Annotated in this window: 20 protein-coding genes; 15 read left to right on the forward strand and 5 right to left on the reverse strand. The window is 44.7% G+C overall.

The window, feature by feature from the left end; all coding sequences use genetic code 11:
- Positions 1-9: 9 nt before the first annotated feature.
- Positions 10-1017 (reverse strand): ketoacyl-ACP synthase III, encoded by a 1008-nt coding sequence (locus tag AZI86_RS07990; RefSeq protein ID WP_061834532.1) that lies wholly within the window; start codon positions 1015-1017, stop codon positions 10-12.
- Between the two features lie 142 nt (positions 1018-1159).
- Between AZI86_RS07990 and fabG the strand changes: the two genes are divergently transcribed.
- The 10 genes from fabG to cyoE all read left to right on the forward strand — a co-directional run bounded on the left by fabG (position 1160) and on the right by cyoE (position 9771).
- Positions 1160-1909, forward strand: a complete 750-nt coding sequence (fabG, locus tag AZI86_RS07995; protein WP_061834533.1) for a 3-oxoacyl-ACP reductase FabG — start codon at positions 1160-1162, stop codon at positions 1907-1909.
- Between the two features lie 37 nt (positions 1910-1946).
- Positions 1947-2939 (forward strand): alpha/beta fold hydrolase, encoded by a 993-nt coding sequence (locus tag AZI86_RS08000; RefSeq protein WP_253715825.1) that lies wholly within the window; start codon positions 1947-1949, stop codon positions 2937-2939.
- The gene (locus AZI86_RS08005; protein ID WP_061834534.1) at positions 2936-3715 is read left to right on the forward strand and encodes an alpha/beta fold hydrolase; all 780 of its coding nucleotides are present in this window, start codon (positions 2936-2938) and stop codon (positions 3713-3715) included. The genes AZI86_RS08000 and AZI86_RS08005 overlap by 4 nt, the downstream gene beginning before the upstream one ends.
- Before the next feature lie 146 nt (positions 3716-3861).
- Entirely contained in the window at positions 3862-4398 is a 537-nt protein-coding gene (locus AZI86_RS08010; RefSeq protein WP_061834535.1) for a c-type cytochrome, read from the forward strand.
- Between the two features lie 14 nt (positions 4399-4412).
- The gene (locus AZI86_RS08015) at positions 4413-5294 is read left to right on the forward strand and encodes an SCO family protein (protein WP_061834536.1); all 882 of its coding nucleotides are present in this window, start codon (positions 4413-4415) and stop codon (positions 5292-5294) included.
- A 6-nt stretch (positions 5295-5300) separates the two neighbouring features.
- Complete coding sequence (gene coxB / locus AZI86_RS08020) at positions 5301-6257, forward strand: cytochrome c oxidase subunit II (RefSeq protein WP_061834537.1); 957 nt, start codon at positions 5301-5303, stop codon at positions 6255-6257.
- Positions 6258-6270: 13 nt separating this feature from the next.
- Complete coding sequence (gene ctaD, locus AZI86_RS08025) at positions 6271-7881, forward strand: cytochrome c oxidase subunit I (protein ID WP_061834538.1); 1611 nt, start codon at positions 6271-6273, stop codon at positions 7879-7881.
- Complete coding sequence (locus AZI86_RS08030; RefSeq protein WP_061834539.1) at positions 7868-8539, forward strand: cytochrome c oxidase subunit 3 family protein; 672 nt, start codon at positions 7868-7870, stop codon at positions 8537-8539. The genes ctaD and AZI86_RS08030 overlap by 14 nt, the downstream gene beginning before the upstream one ends.
- Positions 8540-8542: 3 nt before the next feature.
- Positions 8543-8884, forward strand: a complete 342-nt coding sequence (locus AZI86_RS08035; protein ID WP_061834540.1) for a cytochrome C oxidase subunit IV family protein — start codon at positions 8543-8545, stop codon at positions 8882-8884.
- 8 nt (positions 8885-8892) lie between these two features.
- Positions 8893-9771: a heme o synthase gene (gene cyoE, locus AZI86_RS08040; protein WP_061834541.1), complete on the forward strand. Its 879-nt coding sequence runs from the start codon at positions 8893-8895 to the stop codon at positions 9769-9771.
- Positions 9772-10108: 337 nt separating this feature from the next.
- Here the strand turns inward: cyoE and maiA are convergent, their stop codons facing one another.
- Positions 10109-10768 carry a maleylacetoacetate isomerase gene (gene maiA, locus AZI86_RS08045; RefSeq protein ID WP_061834542.1) on the reverse strand — a complete coding sequence of 220 codons (660 nt, stop codon included), beginning with the start codon at positions 10766-10768 and terminating at the stop codon, positions 10109-10111.
- Between maiA and AZI86_RS08050 the strand changes: the two genes are divergently transcribed.
- The 3 genes from AZI86_RS08050 to AZI86_RS08060 all read left to right on the forward strand — a co-directional run bounded on the left by AZI86_RS08050 (position 10767) and on the right by AZI86_RS08060 (position 13216).
- Positions 10767-11561 carry a hypothetical protein gene (locus tag AZI86_RS08050; protein ID WP_253715826.1) on the forward strand — a complete coding sequence of 265 codons (795 nt, stop codon included), beginning with the start codon at positions 10767-10769 and terminating at the stop codon, positions 11559-11561. The genes maiA and AZI86_RS08050 overlap by 2 nt on opposite strands.
- 112 nt (positions 11562-11673) lie before the next feature.
- Positions 11674-12216 (forward strand): outer membrane beta-barrel protein, encoded by a 543-nt coding sequence (locus AZI86_RS08055; RefSeq protein ID WP_061834543.1) that lies wholly within the window; start codon positions 11674-11676, stop codon positions 12214-12216.
- A gap of 19 nt (positions 12217-12235) precedes the next feature.
- The gene (locus tag AZI86_RS08060) at positions 12236-13216 is read left to right on the forward strand and encodes a fumarylacetoacetate hydrolase family protein (RefSeq protein WP_061834544.1); all 981 of its coding nucleotides are present in this window, start codon (positions 12236-12238) and stop codon (positions 13214-13216) included.
- A gap of 50 nt (positions 13217-13266) precedes the next feature.
- Here the strand turns inward: AZI86_RS08060 and AZI86_RS08065 are convergent, their stop codons facing one another.
- Positions 13267-13830, reverse strand: a complete 564-nt coding sequence (locus AZI86_RS08065; RefSeq protein ID WP_061834545.1) for a superoxide dismutase family protein — start codon at positions 13828-13830, stop codon at positions 13267-13269.
- Between the two features lie 123 nt (positions 13831-13953).
- On the opposite strand from AZI86_RS08065, the gene AZI86_RS08070 reads away from it, so the two are divergent.
- Together AZI86_RS08070 and pbpC are read left to right on the forward strand one after the other, a co-directional pair.
- Positions 13954-19392 (forward strand): alpha-2-macroglobulin family protein, encoded by a 5439-nt coding sequence (locus AZI86_RS08070; RefSeq protein WP_096000880.1) that lies wholly within the window; start codon positions 13954-13956, stop codon positions 19390-19392.
- On the forward strand, positions 19389-21416 hold the full coding sequence (gene pbpC / locus AZI86_RS08075; RefSeq protein WP_061834546.1) for a penicillin-binding protein 1C: 2028 nt from the start codon (positions 19389-19391) through the stop codon (positions 21414-21416). Before AZI86_RS08070 ends, pbpC begins: the two co-directional genes overlap by 4 nt.
- A 1-nt stretch (position 21417) precedes the next feature.
- Here the strand turns inward: pbpC and AZI86_RS08080 are convergent, their stop codons facing one another.
- Both AZI86_RS08080 and AZI86_RS08085 read right to left on the reverse strand, forming a co-directional pair.
- On the reverse strand, positions 21418-21825 hold the full coding sequence (locus tag AZI86_RS08080) for an OsmC family protein (protein WP_061834547.1): 408 nt from the start codon (positions 21823-21825) through the stop codon (positions 21418-21420).
- Between the two features lie 14 nt (positions 21826-21839).
- On the reverse strand, positions 21840-22337 hold the full coding sequence (locus tag AZI86_RS08085) for a response regulator (RefSeq protein ID WP_061834548.1): 498 nt from the start codon (positions 22335-22337) through the stop codon (positions 21840-21842).
- Positions 22338-22356 lie beyond the last annotated feature (19 nt).

Consider the following 22356-nt stretch of genomic DNA (forward strand, 5'->3'; position numbering starts at 1 on the left):
AAACCTCGTTTATGTGTCATAGCTCCATTCAAGAGCTAGTGCCGCCATGCTCATACCACCACCAGAACCCAACATAAAGACCAAATCGCCTTTTTTCATCTTCTTTTGGGCGACGGCGTCCGCCAAAGCCATGCCAATCGAGGCAGAGCCGGTGTACCCGTAGCGATCCATCACGTAATGAGCTCTATCGCGAGGCAAGTTTAATTTATCCAAAGTTTCATAGATGCTTTGCACGTTAAACTGCGTGATAAAGAAATGCTTAATATCTTCAGGCTTTTTACGTATGCGATCCAAGAGAATGTTTGTTAATCGAGGCCAGTGAATACCATTGGTTTCTGGTGGAATGCGTTTTGGAAACGCCAGCAAGTGACCTCTGTCTTCGATCACTTGATGGGTTATCGGCTGCGCCGTTCCGCCAGCGTATATTCCCATGTGGTCATGGTAAATGCCTTCGGTGAACATTTCACTTTCGATAAAGCCTGAAGAATCTTTAGAGGGTTGTAAAACGGCGGCCCCGGCCCCATCAGCAAAAAGGGAGGCGATCTTATAGTCATCAAAGTTTAAATACTTACTCATGCCGTAGGCACCGACGACTAGAATGTTTTTATATTTCGTATCGGCGGCAATGTATTTTGAAGCAATATCGCAGCCTACAACAAAACCCGCGCAAGCCGTATTGATATCGTAAGTTCCAGAGTTTTTTGCGCCCATGCGATAAGCGACCACGGAAGCCGTGGATGGGGATAAATAGTCTGGTGTATCTGTAGAGACAATAATTAGATCTAAATCTAAAGCGCTAATGCCTGCGTTTTTCAAAGCTTGTTCGGCGGCGGGAATAATAAGATCTGAGGTGCGTTGTTCAGGATTCATCCAGCGACGCTCGCGAATATTGCGCGAGGATTCTAAGAAAGTGCCGATGTCTTTTTTGTAAAGATCATCAAAAAATTTATTAGTGACTACGCGTTCCGGTGCGTACATTCCTGTTCCTGCGATGGTGGCTTTTCTAATCGCTGTCATCTTCACATCCTTTGTTCAGATGCTCATCTACAAAACATTTCTCCCGCTTTGGCAAGAAAAGAAATCAGTAGTATTTGCTCTATTCACAGAGCGAAAAACAGAAATAATTTGACGTCACCGGTGTGCGTGATAAATCCGAGATATGAAAAATATTAATTTCTCTTTCACAAATAAAAATGCGGTTGTTACGGGTGGCGCTTCTGGAATTGGTTTTGAAATCACTCGAAGTTTTTTAACAGCGGGTGGCAATGTGTCGATCTGGGATTATTCTGAACAAGCGTTAAATAACGCCAAAACAGAATTAGCTCCTTACGCCAATCAAATTCATTTACAACAAATTGATGTGACCAATCGTGAATCAGTGGCGAAAGCCGCAGCTGCTTTACCATGGGCTGTGGATATCCTTGTGAATAACGCCGGGATCACACGCGATAAATCTTTTGCGAAAATGGGAGCTGAAGATTGGGATGCGGTTATCAGCACAAATTTAACAGGCCTATTTAATGTCACTAAAACTTTGTTAGAAAAGTTTAATGCTTCATCGACGCACAAGCGCATCATCAATATTTCTTCGGTGGTGGGACTTTATGGAAATTTTGGTCAAACAAATTACGCCGCTGCTAAGGCGGGGGTGATTGGTATGACCAAAACTTGGGGCAAAGAATTGGGTCGCAAGGGTTTTACATCTAATGCCATCGCGCCTGGATTCATTATGACGGCGATGACCAAAGCTATGCCTAAAGAAGTGCTTGAAGGTATGGCTTCTAAAGTTCCCGTGGTGCGTTTGGGTGAAACGGAAGATATCGCAAATGCTGTTTTATTCTTGGCAAGTGAGCAAGCCAGCTATATTAACGGCACAGTCTTAAGCGTCGACGGGGGCATTGTCCTTTAAGCATCTATTTTAGATTTTTTGGCCGAGGGGGCTTTAAGTGAAATCATTCTTAGTTGTTCTGATGTTCGTTTGTTCTGCGTTTGTAGCGCACGCGCAGGAAACAAAACCAATCAAGGGCTTTGTCGCTATTTCTTTAGAGCGAGAACTTTTTGTCGACTATGTGCCGGCAAAACGCAATCAACCGACGTTGGTTTTGATCAATGGTCTTACTTATAGCACTCGCCAGTGGGATTCCTTTGTTGAGCCTTTGATTAAAAAAGGCATCGGCATCCTTCGTTACGACCCGGTGGGGCAGGGACAAACACTGTTAAAGTATGCGCCGATGACTCAAGTTGTTCCGGTAAAAAATCAGGTCGAAGATCTAAAGACTTTACTAAAAGCTTTAAATATTCCTGCACCTTATAATTTAGGTGGTCTTTCTTATGGGGGCGGGATCGCCGCAGAATTTGCGGCCGCAGATCCGGAGCTTATAAATGCCTTGATCTTAATGGCGCCATTCACTCAGCCGCTGGAACAAACTGACAAATGGATTAAATCGCAAATTTGGGCAACTCGTAATATCTTTCCTTACAATAAAATTTCTGATGATGATCTTTATGATCATTTTCTTCATCAGATCGTATATTTGACCTACCCTCAGGCAGAGCCAATCGTGCTTGAAAATCCTTTTAAGCTCGAAGCGACCTTTCGCTTGGTTCAAGGGATTCGTAAAGCGCGTCCGATCGATAACACCCAACTGTTACCGGCAAAATCTGTGCACTTAATGATTGCGCGCCAAGATCAATATATAGAGACAAAAGTTTTGGATGATTATTGGAATGCGGTTCCCCCATCGGCGCGAGCAAGTCGTCTTTACGTGAATAACTCTGAACATAAAATGGTGGAAGCGGTTCCTAACTTCACCGCGGCTTGGGTTTATGAAATCCTTAAAGGGAACGCCAAGCTTTATGAGGGACGCGACTTCGAAGGATATCCATTTGAAGGCGAAGTTCGTTCGGGGCAAGACCAAATCAAAGTAGGTCGTGAATGATCAACCTTGAAGTAAAAGAAAACCTCGCTCCCGAGGATGTCTTTTTCATTCATGGTAACTTAGCTTCCAACCGTTGGTGGATGCCGGCGGAAGAGGTTTGGAAAAAACAAGCACAAGGCAAAACTCACACGGGCTCTTTAATTTATGGAGAGTTTCGAGGTTGTGGGAAAAGTTCGGCCCCAAAAAGCCTTGATGAAGTCGACATGCAACTTTTTGCTGCGGATTTTATTTCACAGATCCGCACGCTGGATCGTGGGCCCGTCCATGTCGTTGGACACTCCACCGGGGGTTTGATCGCAAGTTTAATGTTGGCGCAAGCTCCCGAACTTTTTAAAAAAGCAGTGCTCCTGGACCCTGTTGGCGCGCAAGGAATCACCTTTGACCGTTCGATGATAACTGCTTTTGAGCAGATGAAAACAGATCGCGGCCTCACCGGGGCGGTGATCGGATCGACTATTTATAAGAATGATTCTCAATCTGATTTCTTTCAACAAGTGGTCGTAGAGGACGCTTTTCATGCTGTAAAATCCGTAGGGCATTGGGTGCTTGAAGCCCTTGATGGGCTTGATGTTCGCGATAAACTTGCCGGCGTAAAACACCCGGTTTTAGTGCTTCACGGGGAACATGATAAACTTTTGCCTTTGTCTGATTCCCAGGCACTTGCGGAGCTTTTGCCGAACGGACAATTTGCGATTATTGCTGATCAAGGACATTGCGCGAATGTTGAAAATCCGGAAAAGTTTGTCGGCCTGGTCCGCAACTTTTTGTTTTCTTAAGGAGCATTGTCGCCACGCAGCACAAATCACGAACTCGACGGGGACGGTGGAATTAGTTGCCCGCCTTTGCGTTTTAAGTTAGTTATCAACAATACATTACAATATTGTGACAAAACTCTTTTGCGTTCTTCTAGGGGTGTCAGCCTATGTCTGAAAATAGAGATGAATTTAATCGTGGTGGTTTAATCGCTTTCATCTTTTCGATGGTATTCTGTTTTGCCTTCTTCTTTTATTTAGTTGCTGTGAATAAAGGTGTGGATCTTGCGGAAAACGTGATTGATCCAAATGCTCCAGTTGAAGAGGGTGCCGTTCCCGTATTTGATATTAATAAAATTGCGGAGCCTTGGGTTTCAACTCCAGAGTTGATCGCTTACGGTCAAAAAGTTTTCCAGACAAACTGTGCAATGTGCCACGGTGCTGAGGGTAAGGGGGATGGTGCTGCCGGTGCGGCTCTAAATCCAAAACCTCGTAACCTTGTTGAAGGTAAATGGACTCAAGGTGGCGGCGATATCGCTCACTTTAAAGTTCTTCAAAATGGTATTAAAGGAACTTCAATGGCATCTTACGGCCACTTTAAAGCGGCAGATCGTTGGGCCTTGGTTCACTTCATCGAATCTATTACTCAAAACAAATCAAAAGATACTCCTGAGCAGATTGCTGAGTTTGCTAAAAGCGCAAAATAAATAGGAACTTAAGAATGCTACATCGTGGTTTGGTTCTAAATTTGAAGACTCTGGGGACGGTTCTATCTGCAGCCGTTCTCGTTATGTTTTCAACGGCCAGCCATGCAAAGTACGACGGTCAGCCGGCTCCGAAAGTGGCCAGCGAACAAGCCGAAGAACTTCAAGGTGTGGGTATTGATGAAAAGTTAGGCGCTAAGCTTGATTTGTCTTTGCAGGTTAAAGACGAAGCGGGAAACTCTGTTCCGTTAAGCACGTATTTTGACGGCAAACATCCGGTGATCTTGTCTCCGGTATACTTTTCTTGTCCAGGACTTTGCAACTTTCACTTAAACGGTCTGACTGATGGCTTAAAGCTCATGGAAAAAGACTGGGGTGTGGGTGGTAAGTACCAAGTCATCTCTTTGAGTTTTGACTCAAAAGAAACTCCCGACTTGGCGGCGACTAAAAAACAGACTTACATGAAGATCTATGATCGCGCCGGTGCGGAAAAAGGCTGGCACTTTGTGACCGCTGATGAGGCGACAGTTCAGGCGATTACAAAGGCTTTAGGATTTAAATTTCGTTGGGATGATAAAGCCAAAGAATGGGCGCACGCTTCAGCCGCGGTTATTCTGACTCCTGACGGAACGATTTCGCGATATTTGCCGGGAATTCAGTTCCAGCCGCAAGATATCAAATTGGCTTTAAATGAGGCGACCGAAGGTAAGATCGGTAACTTCGTAGAACACTTGGTTTTATATTGTTTTAAGTATGACCCACAACAGAGCAAATACACTTTAGCCGCCTTCAATGTTATGCAGGTGGGTGGCGCGGTGATGGTTCTGGTGATGGCATTATGGTTATTGCCGGTTTATATTCGTTCTAAAAGAGCGAAGAACAAGTCGGCGGGGAGATAAAAGTACATGATGTGGTTTAATATAGCGAAGGCCCAATCCTTCATGCCCACACAAGCAACCGAGATTGCGAAGCAGGTCGATAATCTGTATGGTTTCTTGTTGATCACAAGTTTAATTGCCTGCGTTCTTGTCATCGGGGGTATGATCTATTTCGTTTGGAAATATCGTCGTAGAACTCCGAATGATAAGACCGCCTACATTTCTCACAATACATTCCTTGAGTTCTTGTGGTCATTCATTCCACTAGTGATCTTTTTGGCGGTGTTCGTATGGGGTTGGTATATTTACCACGAAATGCGCTCAATGCCTAAAAATGCGTTGGAGATTAACGTCCTTGGTAAACAATGGGCGTGGGAAGTTGAATACAAGAACGGTTATAAAACTGTGAACGAAGTGGTTGTGCCTATCGACCAAGACGTGAAGCTGATCCTGTCTTCAAACGACGTGATCCATTCCTTCTTCGTCCCTTCTTTCCGTATTAAGCAAGACGCCGTTCCAGGTCGTTATACAGCTTTGTGGTTCCGCGCCAACAAACTGGGTGAATTCCACATCTTCTGTACAGAGTACTGCGGAACTTCGCATTCAGGCATGATTGGTAAGTTGAAAGTCGTTTCTCGTGAAGACTTCGATAAATACTTAGAAGTGGGTCAAGAGGAGCGCAACCTGCCACTAGCGAAAAAGGGTGAAAAACTTTTCGCCGTGAAGGCTTGTGCTTCTTGTCACTCGGTTAATTCGCCAGCGACGATGGTCGGTCCTTCTTTATTCCAAAAATTTGGTCATGAAGAAGAAATGAATGATGGAACCAAAATCAAGTTCGACGAAAACTATATCCGCGAATCGATCTTAGAGCCGAACAAGCACGTTGTTAAAGGTTTCCAAGGCGGTATTATGCCGACTTTCCAAGGTCAGATTAATGAAAACGAACTCAACGCCCTTGTTGAGTACATCAAGGAATTGAAGTAAGGAGCGCACCCACATGGCTACAAAATCAGCTCATCACGGTGACAATTATATTAATTTTGAAAAAGGCCTTTGGTCTTGGCTAACGACTGTCGACCATAAGCGTATCGGCTTGATGTACATGATCACTGTCATGTTCTTCTTCTTTGTCGGTGGGGTTATGGCCCTGTTGTTGCGTTTGGAACTTTTCACTCACAACACGGTTGCGAACTCGGGACAGATTCTTAAAAACGGCGACGTTTATAATCAGGTACTGACTTATCACGGGGCGATCATGGTCTTCATGGTTATCATCCCGGGTATCCCAGCGATCTTGGGTAACTTCTTCTTGCCTCTTCAATTGGGTGCAAAAGACGTGGCCTTCCCGAAAATCAACTTGGCCAGCTGGTACTGCTTTATGTTCGGTGCCTTGCTCGCGATTTTGACTTTCTTCTTTAAGAAAATCGACACGGGTTGGACTTTCTATACTCCGTACTCTATCCGCACGGGTACTGCGACGGTGATGATGGTTCTAGGTGCCTTCGTTATGGGTATGTCTTCCATCCTGACCGGTTTGAACTTCATCGTAACAGTTCATAAACTTCGCGCGCCGGGCATGACCATGCATCGTATGCCATTGTTTGTTTGGGCGCTTTATTCAACAGCAATCCTCCAGATGCTTGCGACCCCGGTACTGGGAATCACACTGCTTCTTTTGGCTGTCGAAAAAATCTTTGGTGTTGGTATCTTTGATCCAGCTTTGGGTGGGGATCCGGTTTTGTTCCAGCATTTCTTCTGGTTCTATTCGCATCCGGCGGTTTACATCATGATTTTACCAGCCATGGGTGTGGTGTCTGAGTTGATCTCTTGCTTCTCTCGCAAAGTGATCTTCGGTTACACGGCGATTGCATACTCTTCACTGGGTATCGCGGCGGTCTCGTTCTTCGTATGGGGACATCACATGTTCGTTTCAGGTCAGTCTGAAACAGCGGGTATTTTGTTCTCTTTCATTACGATGCTGGTCGGGGTTCCCACAGCAATCAAAATGTTCAACTGGGTCTCGACGCTTTATAAAGGTTCGGTCTCTTTTGATTCACCGATGTTGTTCGCCCTTGGATTTTTATTCTTGTTTGCGATTGGTGGCGTGACAGGTATCATGCTGGCAACTTTACCAATCGACGTTCACTTCCATGATACTTACTTCGTCGTAGCCCATTTCCATTACGTGATGGTGGGTGGTACGTTGATGGCGCTCATGGGTGGGTTCTATTACTGGTTCCCGAAAATGTTCGGTAAGATGTTCAATGAATCTATTGCGCGTCTTTCTTTTGTGTTCATCTTCATCGGTTTCAACGTGACGTTCTTCCCGCAATTCATCTTGGGTGCGATGGGTATGCCACGTCGTTATTTCGATTACATCCCGGCTTATGAAACCTTGAATCGTATTTCGACAGTGGGTTCTTGGTTGATCCTTACTGGATTCTTGCTGGGTCTTTGGACGATTGTTCAAGGGATCCGTAAAGGTGAAAAAGCCGGTATCAATCCTTGGGGTTCAAAAACTTTGGAGTGGACAACGACGTCTCCTCCTCCTCACGACAACTTTGCGGTAGAACCTATCGTAACTGCGGGGCCTTATGAGTACAGATAATACAATGCACGGACACGGCACACCTAGAGCGCACGTTTCGCACCACTTCAAAACCGCGGAACAAGAATACCAATCTGGTAAAGAAGGTATCTGGCTGTTCATGGTGACAGAGATTTTGATGTTCGGTGCGATCCTTGTGGGTTACGGGATCTTCCATAACATCTATCCTGATATGTTCTCTGAAGGGGCGAAAACTCTGGATTGGAAAATGGGTTTCATCAATACCCTGGTTCTGATCTTCTCTTCTTTCACCATGGCGATTTCGATTTCCTTCATCCAGAAGAATCAAACTAAGAACGCGGCGATTGCTCTAGCAACGACGGTTCTGTGTGGTGCGATCTTCATGTGTATTAAGTACTTCGAATACTCACATAAGTTTCACTTAGGTCTTTACCCAGGTCGTTACTTAGATGTTGCTAAAGTCGGTGCGGAACACGCCAACCTTGGTATGTACTTCGGATTCTATTACGTGATGACAGGTCTGCATGGTCTGCACGTTTTGATCGGTATGGGTTTGATCACATGGCTTTTGATCAGAACCATCCGCGGGGACTTCCACTCTCAATACTGGATTCCAGTAGAGGGTGTGGGTATCTTCTGGCACATCGTCGACTTGATCTGGATCTTCTTATTTCCGCTTCTTTATTTGGTGGGGTAACAAATGGCACATCACAATCACGAACATAACGACGCTAACGTTCTTCACCCGCACATCACGCCCATGTCGACTTACCTTAAAGTCGGCGGCGCGTTGTTTGGATTAACTTTCCTGACGGTCATTGCGCATCAGTTCCATCATCAAATGGGTGCTTTTGCTGCGGTGGTGGCGTTTGCGATCGCTTTGGTCAAAGCCATTCTGGTTTTGTTGTACTTCATGCATTTGAAGGACGACACCAACATCAACCGTCTTATCTTTGCTTCGGGATTCTTTTTCTTGGCAGTATTGTTATTCTTTAGTGCCTTGGATATCTGGACTCGTGTTGTAGAGATCAGTCCGCTTTAGTCTAAGTCGTGCTTAAGACCTACGCGGATCTTACCAAGTTTGGCATAGTCGTATTCTCAGTTCTTACGGGACTCGTCGGCTATGCCACTGGATTTCAGATCGAACACACTTTCGACTGGATCCTCTTTTTCAAAGTCATTGCTGGTATCTATTGCATCAGCTCAGGCTCATTAGCATTAAATCAAGTTCAAGAGTGGAAATTAGATCAGAAAATGCCAAGAACCGCGAAGCGTCCCATTGCTTCCGGTAAAATCAAACCTGCGGCAGCCGGAATTATGGCTTTGGTTTTGATCTTTGTGGGTTCGCAGCTTTTATTTGAAGTTCAACCTGTTGCCGGTTGGGTGGGGCTTTTTTGTATCTTCCTTTACAATGTGGCTTACACCATGTGGTGGAAACGTCGTTGGGTTTTTGCAGCTGTGCCGGGTGCAATCCCGGGGGCTTTACCGGTGACGATTGGTTATGCGGCGGCAAATCCTGATATTTTCAATGCCGAATCATTGTATCTGTTTTTAATTATGTTCTTATGGCAAATGCCGCACTTTTGGGTTTTAGCGATTAAGTACAAAGATGATTACGCCAAGGGTGGCATCCCGACATTGCCCGTGGCTTTGGGGATGGATCGCAGTCTTTTTCAAATCGGTCTTTATACTTTTGCGTATGTGGGTGTGGCATTAGCCGCGCCTTTATTTGTTCACGCAAGTTGGATGTTCGTGCTTTTGACGTTCCCCTTTGCGTTTAAGCTTTTGCAAGAATTTTATCGTTATTATAAATCTAACGGCACAGAACGCTGGCTCGCGTTTTTCATGTGGCTGAATGTTTCGATGTTGGTGTTTCTGGTAATCCCAGTCATCGACAAATGGAACTTTTTGTTCATTTCTTCGAACTAAGAGTGCCCCCGCCAAAACCATGATTCCTTAATCCTCGATGCACCGAAGGGTTAAAGTAGCCCAACCTTGGTCTAAGTGTATTGGGCTCCTGCCCAAGACCCCTACGGGGCTGGCGCGCAAAAATGCCGTCATGGCATTTTTGTCACTTTTGAACTTCTTGGATTTTTGGATATAAAACGATCATTAAAAAAGCTTTAGTTACAGCTAAAAAGCGCCGAATAGTACGTAACTTGTCGTGGTTACGCATATCGGACCTCCTTTGTTCTTTCGGACAATGAGGTTCACCAAAAACGGATTTGGCGGAAGCAAAATCCGTTTTTGCATTTTTAAGACCTACTTATTTAGTGCGAAGATCTTCTGGTGTATCAATCTGTCTGAATGGATCGGCTTTGATAAAGGCCGGGTGTTTGGTGCAGTTTTCATAAATCTTAGTGAGCGTTTTGTATTTGCTGGTGTCGACTTTGAAGCGATTGCTGGTCAGCATTTGCGGGATTAAGAAAACATCGGCCATGGTGATTTCGTCACCAAAGGTGTATTTGCCAGAAAACTCGCTCGCAATATTTTCTAAGGTTTCTAAGCCTTGTGGCAACCAATGGGCCATCCAGCCTTCTTTCATTTCTTGGGAATATTGGTGCTTGGTTTCCATGTACTTCAGGGTTTTTAAATTACCCATTGGGTGCATAAAGGAATTGATGACTTCGCAGAACTGACGAATACGGGCTCGTTTGTAAGGGTCTTTTGGCAGCAAAGGGTTTTGGGGGAAGACTTCATCAAGATATTCCACAATGGCAAAAGATTCTGGAATTGCCTGACCATTATGAACCAACGTTGGTAATCCCCCTAAGGGATTTAGCTTCAAGTAAGCGGGATCTCGTTGTTCGTTTTTTAAAAGATTCACGGCTTTGTAGTCATAGTCCAAACCTTTAAGGTTTAAGGCTAAGCGAACGCGGTAAGAAGTAGAGCTTCGAAAATAGTTGTAAAGAACCAAACCAGCCATGATAATTCCTTTAGATAATTGTTTAGAGTTTCCGTCTGAAACTTATATTCAGTCAAAGGACTTTGCGGTGCCGAATCGGTTTATCTTTTCGCTGCGTTTTTCAACGAAGGTCTTTTTTAGACTTTCGATGCTGGCTTTGATCATGATCGTTTTCATGACACTCTTCCGATTGAATCTGTACTTTCTTTCTGTCTTTCATGCGACACCGGATGCCGTTTTTGTAGAGGTCGCTCAGTCCTTCCTGGCGGGGTTTCGCTTTGATGTGCTGATTTTTGGATTTTTAATGATCCCGATTTATTTCTTGCTGATGATTCAGGCCTTTAGTGAAAAATGGCCCAGCGGAGTTTTGATCGGGTATAAGATTTATTTCGGGATTGTGTGGTCCTTAATCTGTGTGCTGACTTACATAGATTTTTTCCATTTTTCCAGATACGGGGCGCGCATGCGCTTTGCGGATTACACCTCGTGGAATTTTGCAAAATTAGTAGAAGAGATGGAGCTTTTGCAGCGCCATCAGGTTTTGATTTTCAGTGTGATCACAGTGATGTTATTAAGCTTAGGCTATATGCTGACAAAGTCGCTGCGCTTTGGTGAGTGGAAGGATGAGTTCTCTCCGCAAGCAGGATCAAAAATCGAAGTCGTTTGGCGTGTGGTGTTTCCTTTATTGATCGTATTCTTGGCCGCCCGTGGCACCGTTGATGCGCATCATCTGGGTTTAGAGCACAGCGAAGTATCCAGCATGAAACCTATAAACGAAATGGCTTTAAGTCCAGTCTGGTGTTTCGATAAGTGAAACGCTTCGCTGTCCCTTTGCGTCGCAAGGGGCCGTTAGCAGATGGCAACAGCCTCATTTTGTGGGATTATTTAGATCAGCTTCCTTTAAGGATGCATTGGAGGATTTTAGTATGAAAAAGCTAACACTTGCTTTGGTAGCTATTCTTGGTTTTGCAGCAACGCCAGCGATGGCCGATATTGATTACGGTTTAGAAGTGGGCATTCGTCAGCAGTCGGGTGACGTAAAAAGTGGTTCTACGGATTCGCAAATGGGTTTGCAATTTGGCGCGACAGTGCATGCACCCCTTTCAGGTCCTTGGCATCTTCGTACCGGTATGTTGTACACCCAACGTCCGTTGGTTGTTAAAGCGACTCCGGATAATAAAGTCACCATGAACTACTTGGATATCCCGGTCGCTCTTATGTACAAGTTTGAAGAAGGTGCGGGCGTTTATGCCGGTATTTCTTTAGCGATGAATTTGGATAAAAAAGCAGATTCTGGAACGGTTGAAGATGTAAAGTCACCAATGACTCCGTTTATTTTAGGTGCGACTTTCAAGTTTGCCGAAAATCTTGGCGCGGGAATCTATTACGAAACAGCTAGTGGTGAAGCCGCTAAAAATTTAGAAAACTATCGCGCCGTGGGCGCAAACTTGATGATCACTTTTGATTAATACTAAATAGGGACTTGTCGTGAAACTTGGTTCATTAAAGTCCCCACACAGCCGTGATGGGGAACTTTGCGTTGTAAGCAAAGATTTAAAAACGGCAGTAAAGGCGACACAAATCGCACCGAACTTGCGTGAAGCCTTAGAGCATTGGAAAGATAAAGAATCTGCTTTGCAGAAGCTTTATACAGATCTTAATGCGGGCACTGCGAAAGACTCATTCTTGGTGAATGAATCTGAATTCCATTCCGCGATGCCACGCACGTGGCTTTTTGCTGACGGCTCAGCTTTCATTCATCATATCAAGCTTGTGCGTATGGCGCGTAAAGCTCCATTGCCAGAGACTTTAGAAACCGTTCCTTTGATGTATCAAGGGGAATGCGGTCAGTTCTTAGCACCGACTGAAGATATTCCACAGCGTGATTTTTCTCACGGGACGGACTTTGAAGGTGAAGTGGGTGTGATCACGGATTTTGTACCGATGGGAATCACCCCGGAAGAAGCCTTAAAGAAAATCCGCTTATTAGTTTTAATTAACGACGTTTCTTTACGCGGCTTGATTCCAGAGGAATTAGCGCAAGGTTTTGGGTTTTTCCAAAGTAAACCAGCTTCAGCACTTTCGCCATTCACGGTGACTCCGGATGAGTTAGGCACATCTTATCAAAATGGCCGTATCAATTTGCCGTTAACGGTGAATTATAATGGTGAATTCTTTGGTAAGGCCAATGCGGGTGCCATGCACTTTCACTTTGGTCAGTTGATCGCGCACGCAGCGAAAACTCGTAACTTAGCAGCAGGCTCTATTATTGGAAGCGGAACAGTTTCTAATGATGTTCAAGGGGCAGGTTCAAGTTGTTTGGCTGAAAAGCGTATGATTGAACAAATTGAAACAGGTTCTATTAAAACGCCATTTATGAAGGCTGGGGACACCATCGAGATGGAAATGCTTGATGAAAAAGGTCACAGCATTTTTGGGCGTATCTTTCAAAAAGTGAAGGCCGTTTAAGCCTTCACTTGTTCTTAAGCTCCGGCTTTCCCGGAGCTCTGATCTAAGTCTTAGTTAACAGCTTCAATAATTCCACACGCAATACGCGCGCCAGAGTTTCCAGCTGGTTGAGATTTAAAATCGTCTTTGTCTTTATGAATAACAACCGCGCGACCTAAGATGCCGTTGGGTGCAGATTTCAAAGTCACGCCATTAACTGTGATTGTTGATTTCGCCACACCTTTGCCATTCGCCATTAGATTTCCAAGATCCCCTTCGTGACGAGCTTTTGAATCTAAAGAACCATGTTGATGAGTGCTGCTGACAGTAAAGTGAGGTCCCGCAGACGCAAAATCCGCTTTGCTGCAATCGCCGACTTCGTGGATGTGGAAACCATGAGGTCCGGCTTTCAAGCCTTCAACCATCGACTCAACTTTCATGGCACCATTTTCTTCAGTGAAATGAATGATGCCTTTCACCTTTTGGCCATTAGCTGCCTTTAGAACGGCTTGAGCACGTGTGGGTGCTGGAGCTACTGGCGTTACCGCCGCTGTTGTTTCTTCTGCTTTCTTTTGAGAGTGCGAGCAAGAAATCATCATTGCCGAAATCAAGGTCAGAGCGATCACCGTTTTCATCAAATACTCCTTTGTTGTTAAAAACAGGAAATATTCTAACACTGTCAAAATAGAACGGCCAAGAGCATTATAAGATGACACGACCTTCACGAGCTCTGAAGCTTAAGACTCCGAGGAGATTTTATGATCTTAAATGCGCTATTGGCTTTTTCTGTTTCTCTTGTCATCGCACAGGAAAAAGTTCAGGTAAAAAACGTCACACCCCAAGGTTATGTAAAATCAGTGGATCAGATTCGCATTGAGTTCGCAAAACCCATGGTTAAGTTCGGCGAGATAAACTTAGCATTTCCGGCTAAAAGCAATTGTTTTCAAGGAGGTCAAGGGCGCTGGGTCGATACTCGTAATTGGGTTTATGACTTTAAAGAAACTTTACCCGGTGGTAAATCTTGCGGCATTTCTGTTGGTGATAAGGATTTTAAATTTAACACGGGTGGATCGCACATCGTTTCTGTATTTCCTCGTCAGTATCGTCCGATTGAGCCAGATCAAAATTTTATCCTCATTTTAGACAGCCCCGTAAAAAAGGACACAGTGGCAAAAGGGGCTTATTTTGTCGTGGCTGGATTAGGGGATCGCATCCCACTGCAAGTGGTTGAGGGATCGGAAGCAAATAAAGTCAAAGCAGCTGCTGAAAAAGAATATAAATACGAAGATGAAGAGTTAAAAAAGAAATACTGGATCGTAGTTAAATCTTCACGTCTTTTCCCACCACAAGCGGAAGTCAGCCTTGTCTGGGGTAAAGAAGTTCAATCGGAATCAGGTAGTACTTCGCCAGAACCAGAAAATTTTGCTTTTACGGTGGTGGAACCCTTTAAAGCAAGTTTTTCTTGCGAACGTGAAGCCGCGAATAAACCTTGTGTGCCTATTTTAGGTTTCCGCTTAAGTTTTTCAGGCTCTATTTCAACAGCAGATGCGAAGAAAATTTATTTAGAAGGTGCAGACAAAAATAAAATTTACGCTTCCGGTTTAGATGATCCCAAAGATCGCACCACGTTGCTTGAGTTTAAAGGCCCCTATCCACAAAAAGCCGAATATCAACTGGTGATTCCTTCAGGTCTTAAAGATGAAAATGGACGAGAGCTCAGTAACAAGGCGCAATTCCCTTTAAAAGTAAAAACGGGCGAAGATCCGGCGTTGTTAAAATTTTCAGCCTCTTTTGGTTTGTTAGAAGCGGGGCCAGAGGCGGCGATTGCTGTCACACTACGCAGAGTTGAAAAATCCTTAAGCACGCAGTTTATGGGATGGACGGGACAGTTGACGGCCGATAAGTTTGCGCAAATTCTTAAGGTTCTCAACGAAATCGAAAATAATCCTTACGATTCCACGCGATTAAAAAGCATGAAGTCTTTCCCCGCAAAAAAGATTCAAGTGCAAAAGCCTTTGAAGGCTTCGGACGTGGAAGTTGTGGGAATTCCACTTAAAGAAAATGGCTTTTATGCCGTTGAAATTGAAAGCCCTTTGTTAGGACAAAGTTTATTAGATAAGAAAACGCCTTATTTTGTTAGAACAGCGGCATTAGTCACAAGTATGACGACTCATGTGAAATACAACGACGATGAAGCCTGGGTGTGGGTGACGCGTTTGCAGGACGCCCACGTGGTCGACGGTGCTAAGATAAAAATCTATGACGTCAAGGGCCAAGAAGTGGCCCAAGGGATCAGCGGTGCCCAAGGCATGGCGCGCTTAAAGTTTAATAAACCGGTTTCAAAACTTCCTAATATTTCTGAAGGACGTTACACATCTGGGTTTTTTGTAGTTGCTGAAAAAGGAAATGATTTTACATTCACTCATTCATCTTGGGATAACGGGATTGAAAACTGGCGCTTCCAATTAGGTCTTTATGGCGGTGATTCAGGAGTTATCGGACATGCGATTTTAGATCGCACGCTATTCCGCCCCGAAGAAAAGCTTTCAGCTAAAATTCTTATCAGAAAAACTGCTGAAAAAGGTTTAAGCCTGCCGAGTGGAAAAGAGTGGCCAAGCAAGGTCAGCTTTAATCACGAATCGGGTGTTCAAAATTTTGATCTCCCTTTGAAGTGGAATAAAAAGACCGGCGTGGCTTTGGTTAACTGGGCGCTCCCCGCCGGCATCAAGATGGGTTCTTGGTCCATGACTTTAAAAGTTCCTAAGGGAAGTTCTGATCTGAATGTGGGGCAATTTTCGGTGGACGCATTTCGTATTCCACTTATGCAGGTGCAGATTCAAGGTCAGCCCGAATATATGTTAGAAAAGAATATCGCGCTTCAATCGCAAGTTCGATATTTCTCTGGCGGGGCCGCGCCTAACTTGCCAATCAAGGTTCGTTGGAGTGTGGAACCCGACGGATTTGTGCCGCAAGATTCTGATTTGCAAGATTATAGCTTTGCAAACGGATCCGTGAAAGAAGGTGTATTCCGTTCAGGTGAAGACGAAGGCGCCCGTCATATCCCTCAAGCTGGGACCTTGGAGGTGAAGACAAATGATCAAGGTGTCGCAGATATCAAGATTAATAGTATTAAGTATTCTGCGGGTCCTCAACGACTGCGTGCTGAAGTGGAATATAAAGATCCAAATGGTGAAATTAAAAATTCCGTAAGATCATTTGGCTTATGGCCGTCGCAATTGGTTTTAGGTATTAAAACCAAATCATGGTGGGCAACCCAAAGCTCAGTGGAATTTGAGGTCGTAGCTTTAGATGTCATGCAAAAACCCCAAGTGGGGCAAAAAGTTCAGGTCGATCTTTATACCAGCAATTACTATTCACATCGTAAGCGTTTGGTGGGTGGTTTTTACGCCTATGAAGATTTCACCGAAAATAAGAAAATCGGCGAGCTTTGTCGCGGCGAAACCAACGCCCAGGGACTTTTTAGTTGTGTGGGACAAAGCAAAGTGAGCGGTTCGGTCTTAGCCGTTGTTCGATCCAAAGACAGCAAAGGTCGGGAAAGCTTTGCGCGGGTTAATCAATGGATTGTGAAGCCTGGCGAAAACCAATGGTTTGGTTCTGATGATCACGATCGCGCGGATCTGATTCCATTCAGAAAATCCTATGATCCGGGTGAAGTGGCAGAACTGCAATTGCGCACTCCTTTCCCAGAAGCAAAAGTCTTAGTGACGGTGGAGCGTGATTCGATTCTTTATTCAGAAGTCATTGATGTGAAAGGCGATCGTCCTGTCATCAAAGTGCCTATAAAAAAAGAATATGCCCCGAACGTGGTGATTTCTGCTTTTGCTGTGCGGGGGCGTCTTAATGGTCCAAAACCTACGGCGTTGATTGATTTAGGTAAGCCTTCGATGAAATTAGGAATGGCGAATGTCCGTGTGGGCTTAAAGGAAAATACTTTAAAAGTCTCGGTTCAATCGGATCGCAAAACCTATAAGGCTCGGGATAAGTCTCAAATTACAGTGAAGGTGCAAGACTTCAAAGGTCGTCCGGCAGCCAACGGTGAAGTCGTTTTAGTAGCCGTGGACGAAGGCCTTTTAGAGCTTCGCGATAATAAAAGTTGGAACTTGCTGCAAGAAATGATGAAGATGCGTGAACACCGTATGGAATTTGCGACCGCACAGACGTTGGTTATTGGGCGCAGACATTTTGGTTTAAAGGCCTTGCCAATAGGAGGCGACGGCGGTGGGGGATTAAGACGTGAACTTTTTGATTCGCTTCTTTATTGGAATCCTTCTGTAAAACTTAATGCGCAAGGTGAAGCAAAAGTGGAAGTTCCGCTCAATGATTCCACGACCAGTTTCCGCATTGTGGCGATTGCGACTCAAGGGCTTGATGAATTTGGCACGGGATGGACAAGCATTCAGTCCTCGCAAGATATCATGATCATGCCGGGTCTTGCCGGGGTCGCACGTCAGGGGGATGATTTTGCCGCGGGATTTACAGTCCGTAATGCCACTAAAGAAAAACAACAGATCGCAGTGTCTTTAAAAACGCTGCCGGATGTTTCGGGCTTTGGTGTGCAAATGGTGTCGCTATCCCCAGGTGAATCAAAGGAAGTTCAGTGGAATATCAAAGTTCCGGTGACGGCGTCTTTAGATTACATTGTGACCGCAAAAACTCCTCAAGGAAAATTCTTAGACGAAATTAAGAAGGCCCAAAAAGTATTACCGGTCCGTGTTGCTAGGGTTTATCAAAGCGAGTGGGGACAGTGGCCCGAATTTTCGAAGTTGTCATTGCAAGCGCCAGAGGGGGCTTCCCAAAAAAGCCTGGTATTTGAAGTTAGTGAAGGCTTGGGTGGGTCAACGACCGGTTTAAAAGAGTATTGGGAAAATTACTATTACAACTGTCTTGAACAACAAGTTTCTAAAGCGGTGTCCTTAAAAGATAAAAAATTATGGAGTCAGATTTCTGCGAAGTTTGGATCTTACTTAGATAGTAACGGTTTATTAAAATACTTCCCCTCGTCCACTGAAGGCAGTGTGATCCTAACCGCTTACGTTTTAAGTGTTGCGAATGAAGCGGGCTTAGAAATAGATGACGGTATCGAAGACCGCATGCTCTATGCTTTAAGCCAGTATGCAGAGGGACGCTTAAAAACAAATGACTTTAGTTATGCTGATGGCAATTTACGTAAGGTGATGGTGTTTGAGGCCTTGTCTCGGCATCGTCGTTTGAATTTGGACCTGCTCACGTCCATTGAGTATCTGCCATCACAATGGCCACTGCATACTTTAGTTGAATGGTATCAAATCTTGCTTTGGGAAAAGGACGCTCCGAACAGAGCTAAAGAATTGCAAAACTTAGAAAGCATTTTGCGTAATAAGTTTTATTTCTCTGCCAAGCGTTTGCAACTGCGCGATGAAGGTTTAGAAAAAATGCCGTGGATGATGCGTGATACAGAGAGTGCTTTGATTCGTTTGGTGTTAACAACCATGTCTCAAGAAAGCTGGCAAAGTGACGTGCCACGTCTGTATTCTGGCCTGATCAGTCGCCAAGAGAATGGAAATTGGCAAACGACCACAAACAATGCTTGGGGTCGGGTTATGATGGATAAGGTGAAGCAAAAGTATTCTAAAGACAAAGTCGAAGGCAGCTTTAGCTTTAAACTGGGAACGCAAACTGCGACCCATTCATGGGCTAAAGCCCAAGAGGGTGCTTACGAGCTTCCTTGGCAAACTGAAAATCTGACCACGTGGAATCAGCAAGGTGCAGGAAAACCTTGGATCACGGTTTCAGTGAAGGCGGCAGTTCCGGTCACCAAACCTATTTTTGCCGGATTTAATGTTGAAAAGACCATTACACCCGTAAATCAGAAGAAAAAGGGTGCATGGAGTGTCGGGGATGTCGCTAAAGTCACGTTAAAGGTGAAAACGCCAGCCCCTCAATCTTGGGTCGTGATCGAAGATCCGGTGCCAGCGGGGGCGAGCATTTTACAAAGCTCGTTTGCAACGGCCACCGAACGCAAAGAAGAGCTTATCCGCAGCTATTATTCATGGTTTAATAGTGAAGAGACCATGGAGTACACGATTCGTTTTAATCAACCCGGAGCTTTCGTTTTACCGATTTCCAGAGTTGAAGCGATGTACAGTCCGGATTTATTTGCGGAACTTCCAGAGTCTCAGTGGGTGATAGAAAAATGAAGATAAAGAAGTATCGTTATCTTATGGTAGGCACAATCTTGGTCGCAGCTTTGGCGGCGGCGGCTTTTGTGGCCTCTGTCGAAAAGCCATTGGGCTTCGAGCAGGTGAAAAGCCAATATAAGATTTCAGAGCTTGTTGTCTTAGATTCTAACGGCACGGCCTTACATCGTTGGCGGCAAAACAAACTTCAAAAAACTGTGGCGTGGACGTCTTTATCCAGTATGTCGCCATCTTTACCAAAGGCCGTTTTAAAGTCAGAGGATCGAAAATTCTATTCTCACTCAGGCGTTGATCTTAAAGCCCTAGGAGCTAGCTTTTATCAGCGTCTGTTCCGTCGGTCCCCACGTGGGGCAAGTACCATTTCCATGCAGATGGCTAAACTGATTTCGACACAAAGATCCCAATACGATGGTTATGCGGGAAAAATAAAACAGATCATCGCCGCTATCAAATTAGAAAATTCATGGACGAAAGATCAAATCTTAGAGGCGTATTTAAATCTGGTCTCTTTTCGCGGCGAGTACCGCGGGATCGCCAGTGTTTCAGAAGCTTTGTTTGAAAAACGCCCGGCGGGTTTGACGTTAAAAGAATCCACGTTGTTGGCGGTTTTAGTACGTTCACCGAATGCAAACTTGCAGGCCTGGAGTCAGCGGGCCTGCTGGCAAGAGCGCGCTTATTGTCGTGATATGCATGAATGGATTTATCGAAATTCTAAAAAACCTGCGGGCAATATTTCTGAAAAGAAAGCCATTCATTTTGCTCAACGTTTGCATAATCAAGGACTCAAGGGCGAAGTAAAAACTTATCTCCATCGTGATGTGCAGCTGTATGCTCAAGAGCTGATGCAGTCACACATCAAGGGTTTAAAAGATCGCAACGTCAATGATGCGGCGGTGATGGTGGTGGAAAATAAAACCGGTCAGGTGTGGGCTTATGTGGGTGGCACAGGGCTCAGCGAAGAAACTTTGTATGTTGATGGCTTACAATCTTTTCGTCAGGCAGGTTCGACTTTAAAGCCGTTTCTTTATGCCACAGCTTTTGAGCGCGGTATTTTATCGCCGGATTCTTGGCTTGAAGATTCCGGCGTAGATATTGTTTTTGATAATGGAGTTTACAAGCCGCAGAATCACGACCGTAAGTTTTATGGTTGGGTCAAAGCCAAGACGGCATTGGGATCTTCACTTAATGTGCCAGCGGTAAAAGTATTTAAACTTTTAAATGATACGACTTTTTATTCTAAACTTCAGTCGTTGCATTTTAAAAAATTAGAAGATCCTGAACACTATGGACCTGCCTTGGCTTTGGGGGTCGCGGATGTCACGTTAGAAGATCTTATTCAAAGTTATCGCACGCTGGCTAACGGTGGTATGTATTCAACTTTGAACTTTACTCAAGATGACATCTCAAGCACGGAAAAAGTTTTTTCTGAAGAAAGTTCTGCTCAAGTGACAGAGATCTTAACGGCCAGTGAAAATCGCGCGTTGGGGTTCGGCCTAGATTCTGTGTTGTCTTTACCGGGCGTGGCCGTAAAAACGGGCACCAGCAAAGATATGCGTGATAATTGGACCGTTGGTTATAACGAACGATTTACCGTAGGCGTTTGGGTCGGAAACTTTAATGGGGCTCCGATGTGGAACGTGATGGGGGTCACTGGTGCGGCGCCAATTTGGCGCAATATTATGGAATATTTAGAGGAAAAATATCCATCAAAAGTATCAGGGATTCAAAAAACAAAATTGGCCGAAAGTTCCAAGCCTGAAAGATTTCCGAAAGCGCGCATCGTGTACCCACAAAATGGAATGGTCTTAGCTTTAGATCCCGCGATCCCGAAAAAAAATCAAAGAATGCCTTTGATCGCCGAAGCCACCGGTGAAGGTCGTATTGAGTGGAGGATTAACGGCATAAAAAAAGCGGCCTCTCAAAAAGCCGGAACCTTTATGTGGACTCCGGTTTTAGGTAAACACCGCTTTGAACTATTTAAGAATGGGCAGCTCGCCCAGTCCGTGGAAGTCTTAGTAAAATAAATTAGATGTCGTAATGAAATGCGACGGGCAATGCGAGATCTGGATGCAAGCTGACCTTTACGGGGCAGTTAAGTGCAAGATCTTCAAGTCTTTTGCGATGCTCGTGCGGAACAGATTGTGGTAAATGTAAACCCACCGTGAGCTTTGCCACACGACGAGGATTTAAGGCCATTTCTTTATCTACGGTGACGCGCGAGCCTTTAAGATTGATGCCGTCTTTTTCGGCATGAATAGCCATAGTCGTTAACATACAAGTGCCTGTAGCGACGCCTAAAAGATCTGTCGGAGAGAAAGCTTCACCGCGACCGTTGTTGTCTTTCGGAGCATCGGTAGAGATGCGCGAATTAGAAGGGCCATGCGTGGCCTCACAACGTTTTTCACCTTGATACAAAGCCGACATTTTAACCATGGGAACCTCTGGAGCTAAGAAGACATTCCTTCGATAATTTTGCGTAAGCGCATTTCTGAAGACTTAGACATGTCTGTATAGATTTTACGTAAATGATTAGATCGAACGGGGTCATTTTTAGAACCCTTCATTTCGCGGCCGAATTTTAAAGCCGCACAAACGCTTTCAATCACTAACTTCTTTTTTGAATCTTTAGTGATGAAATCAAAAGCACCTAAGGAAAGAGCTTCGAGAGCCCGTGAATGGTCGCCGTGCGCGGTCAAAACCACAAAAGGAGTCATTTGACCCAAAGAGCGAACATAAGCCAAAAACTTAAGACCATTCATTTGCGGCATTTCGATATCTGAAAGAATCGTGTCGAATTCTTGTGCTTTTACGAATTCTAAAGCGGCCGTGCCGTCTTCAGCCTCCACGATTTCATCCACAAATTCTTTAAGAAAATGTTTAAGAAGCTCGCGAATGTCAGCATCATCTTCTACAATCAGAAGACGGCTTTTTTCTTCTTGAAGCATCAAGCTCTCCCACAGTCGG

The organism is Bdellovibrio bacteriovorus (assembly GCF_001592735.1).
Taxonomy (GTDB): Bacteria; Bdellovibrionota; Bdellovibrionia; order Bdellovibrionales; family Bdellovibrionaceae; genus Bdellovibrio; species Bdellovibrio bacteriovorus_D.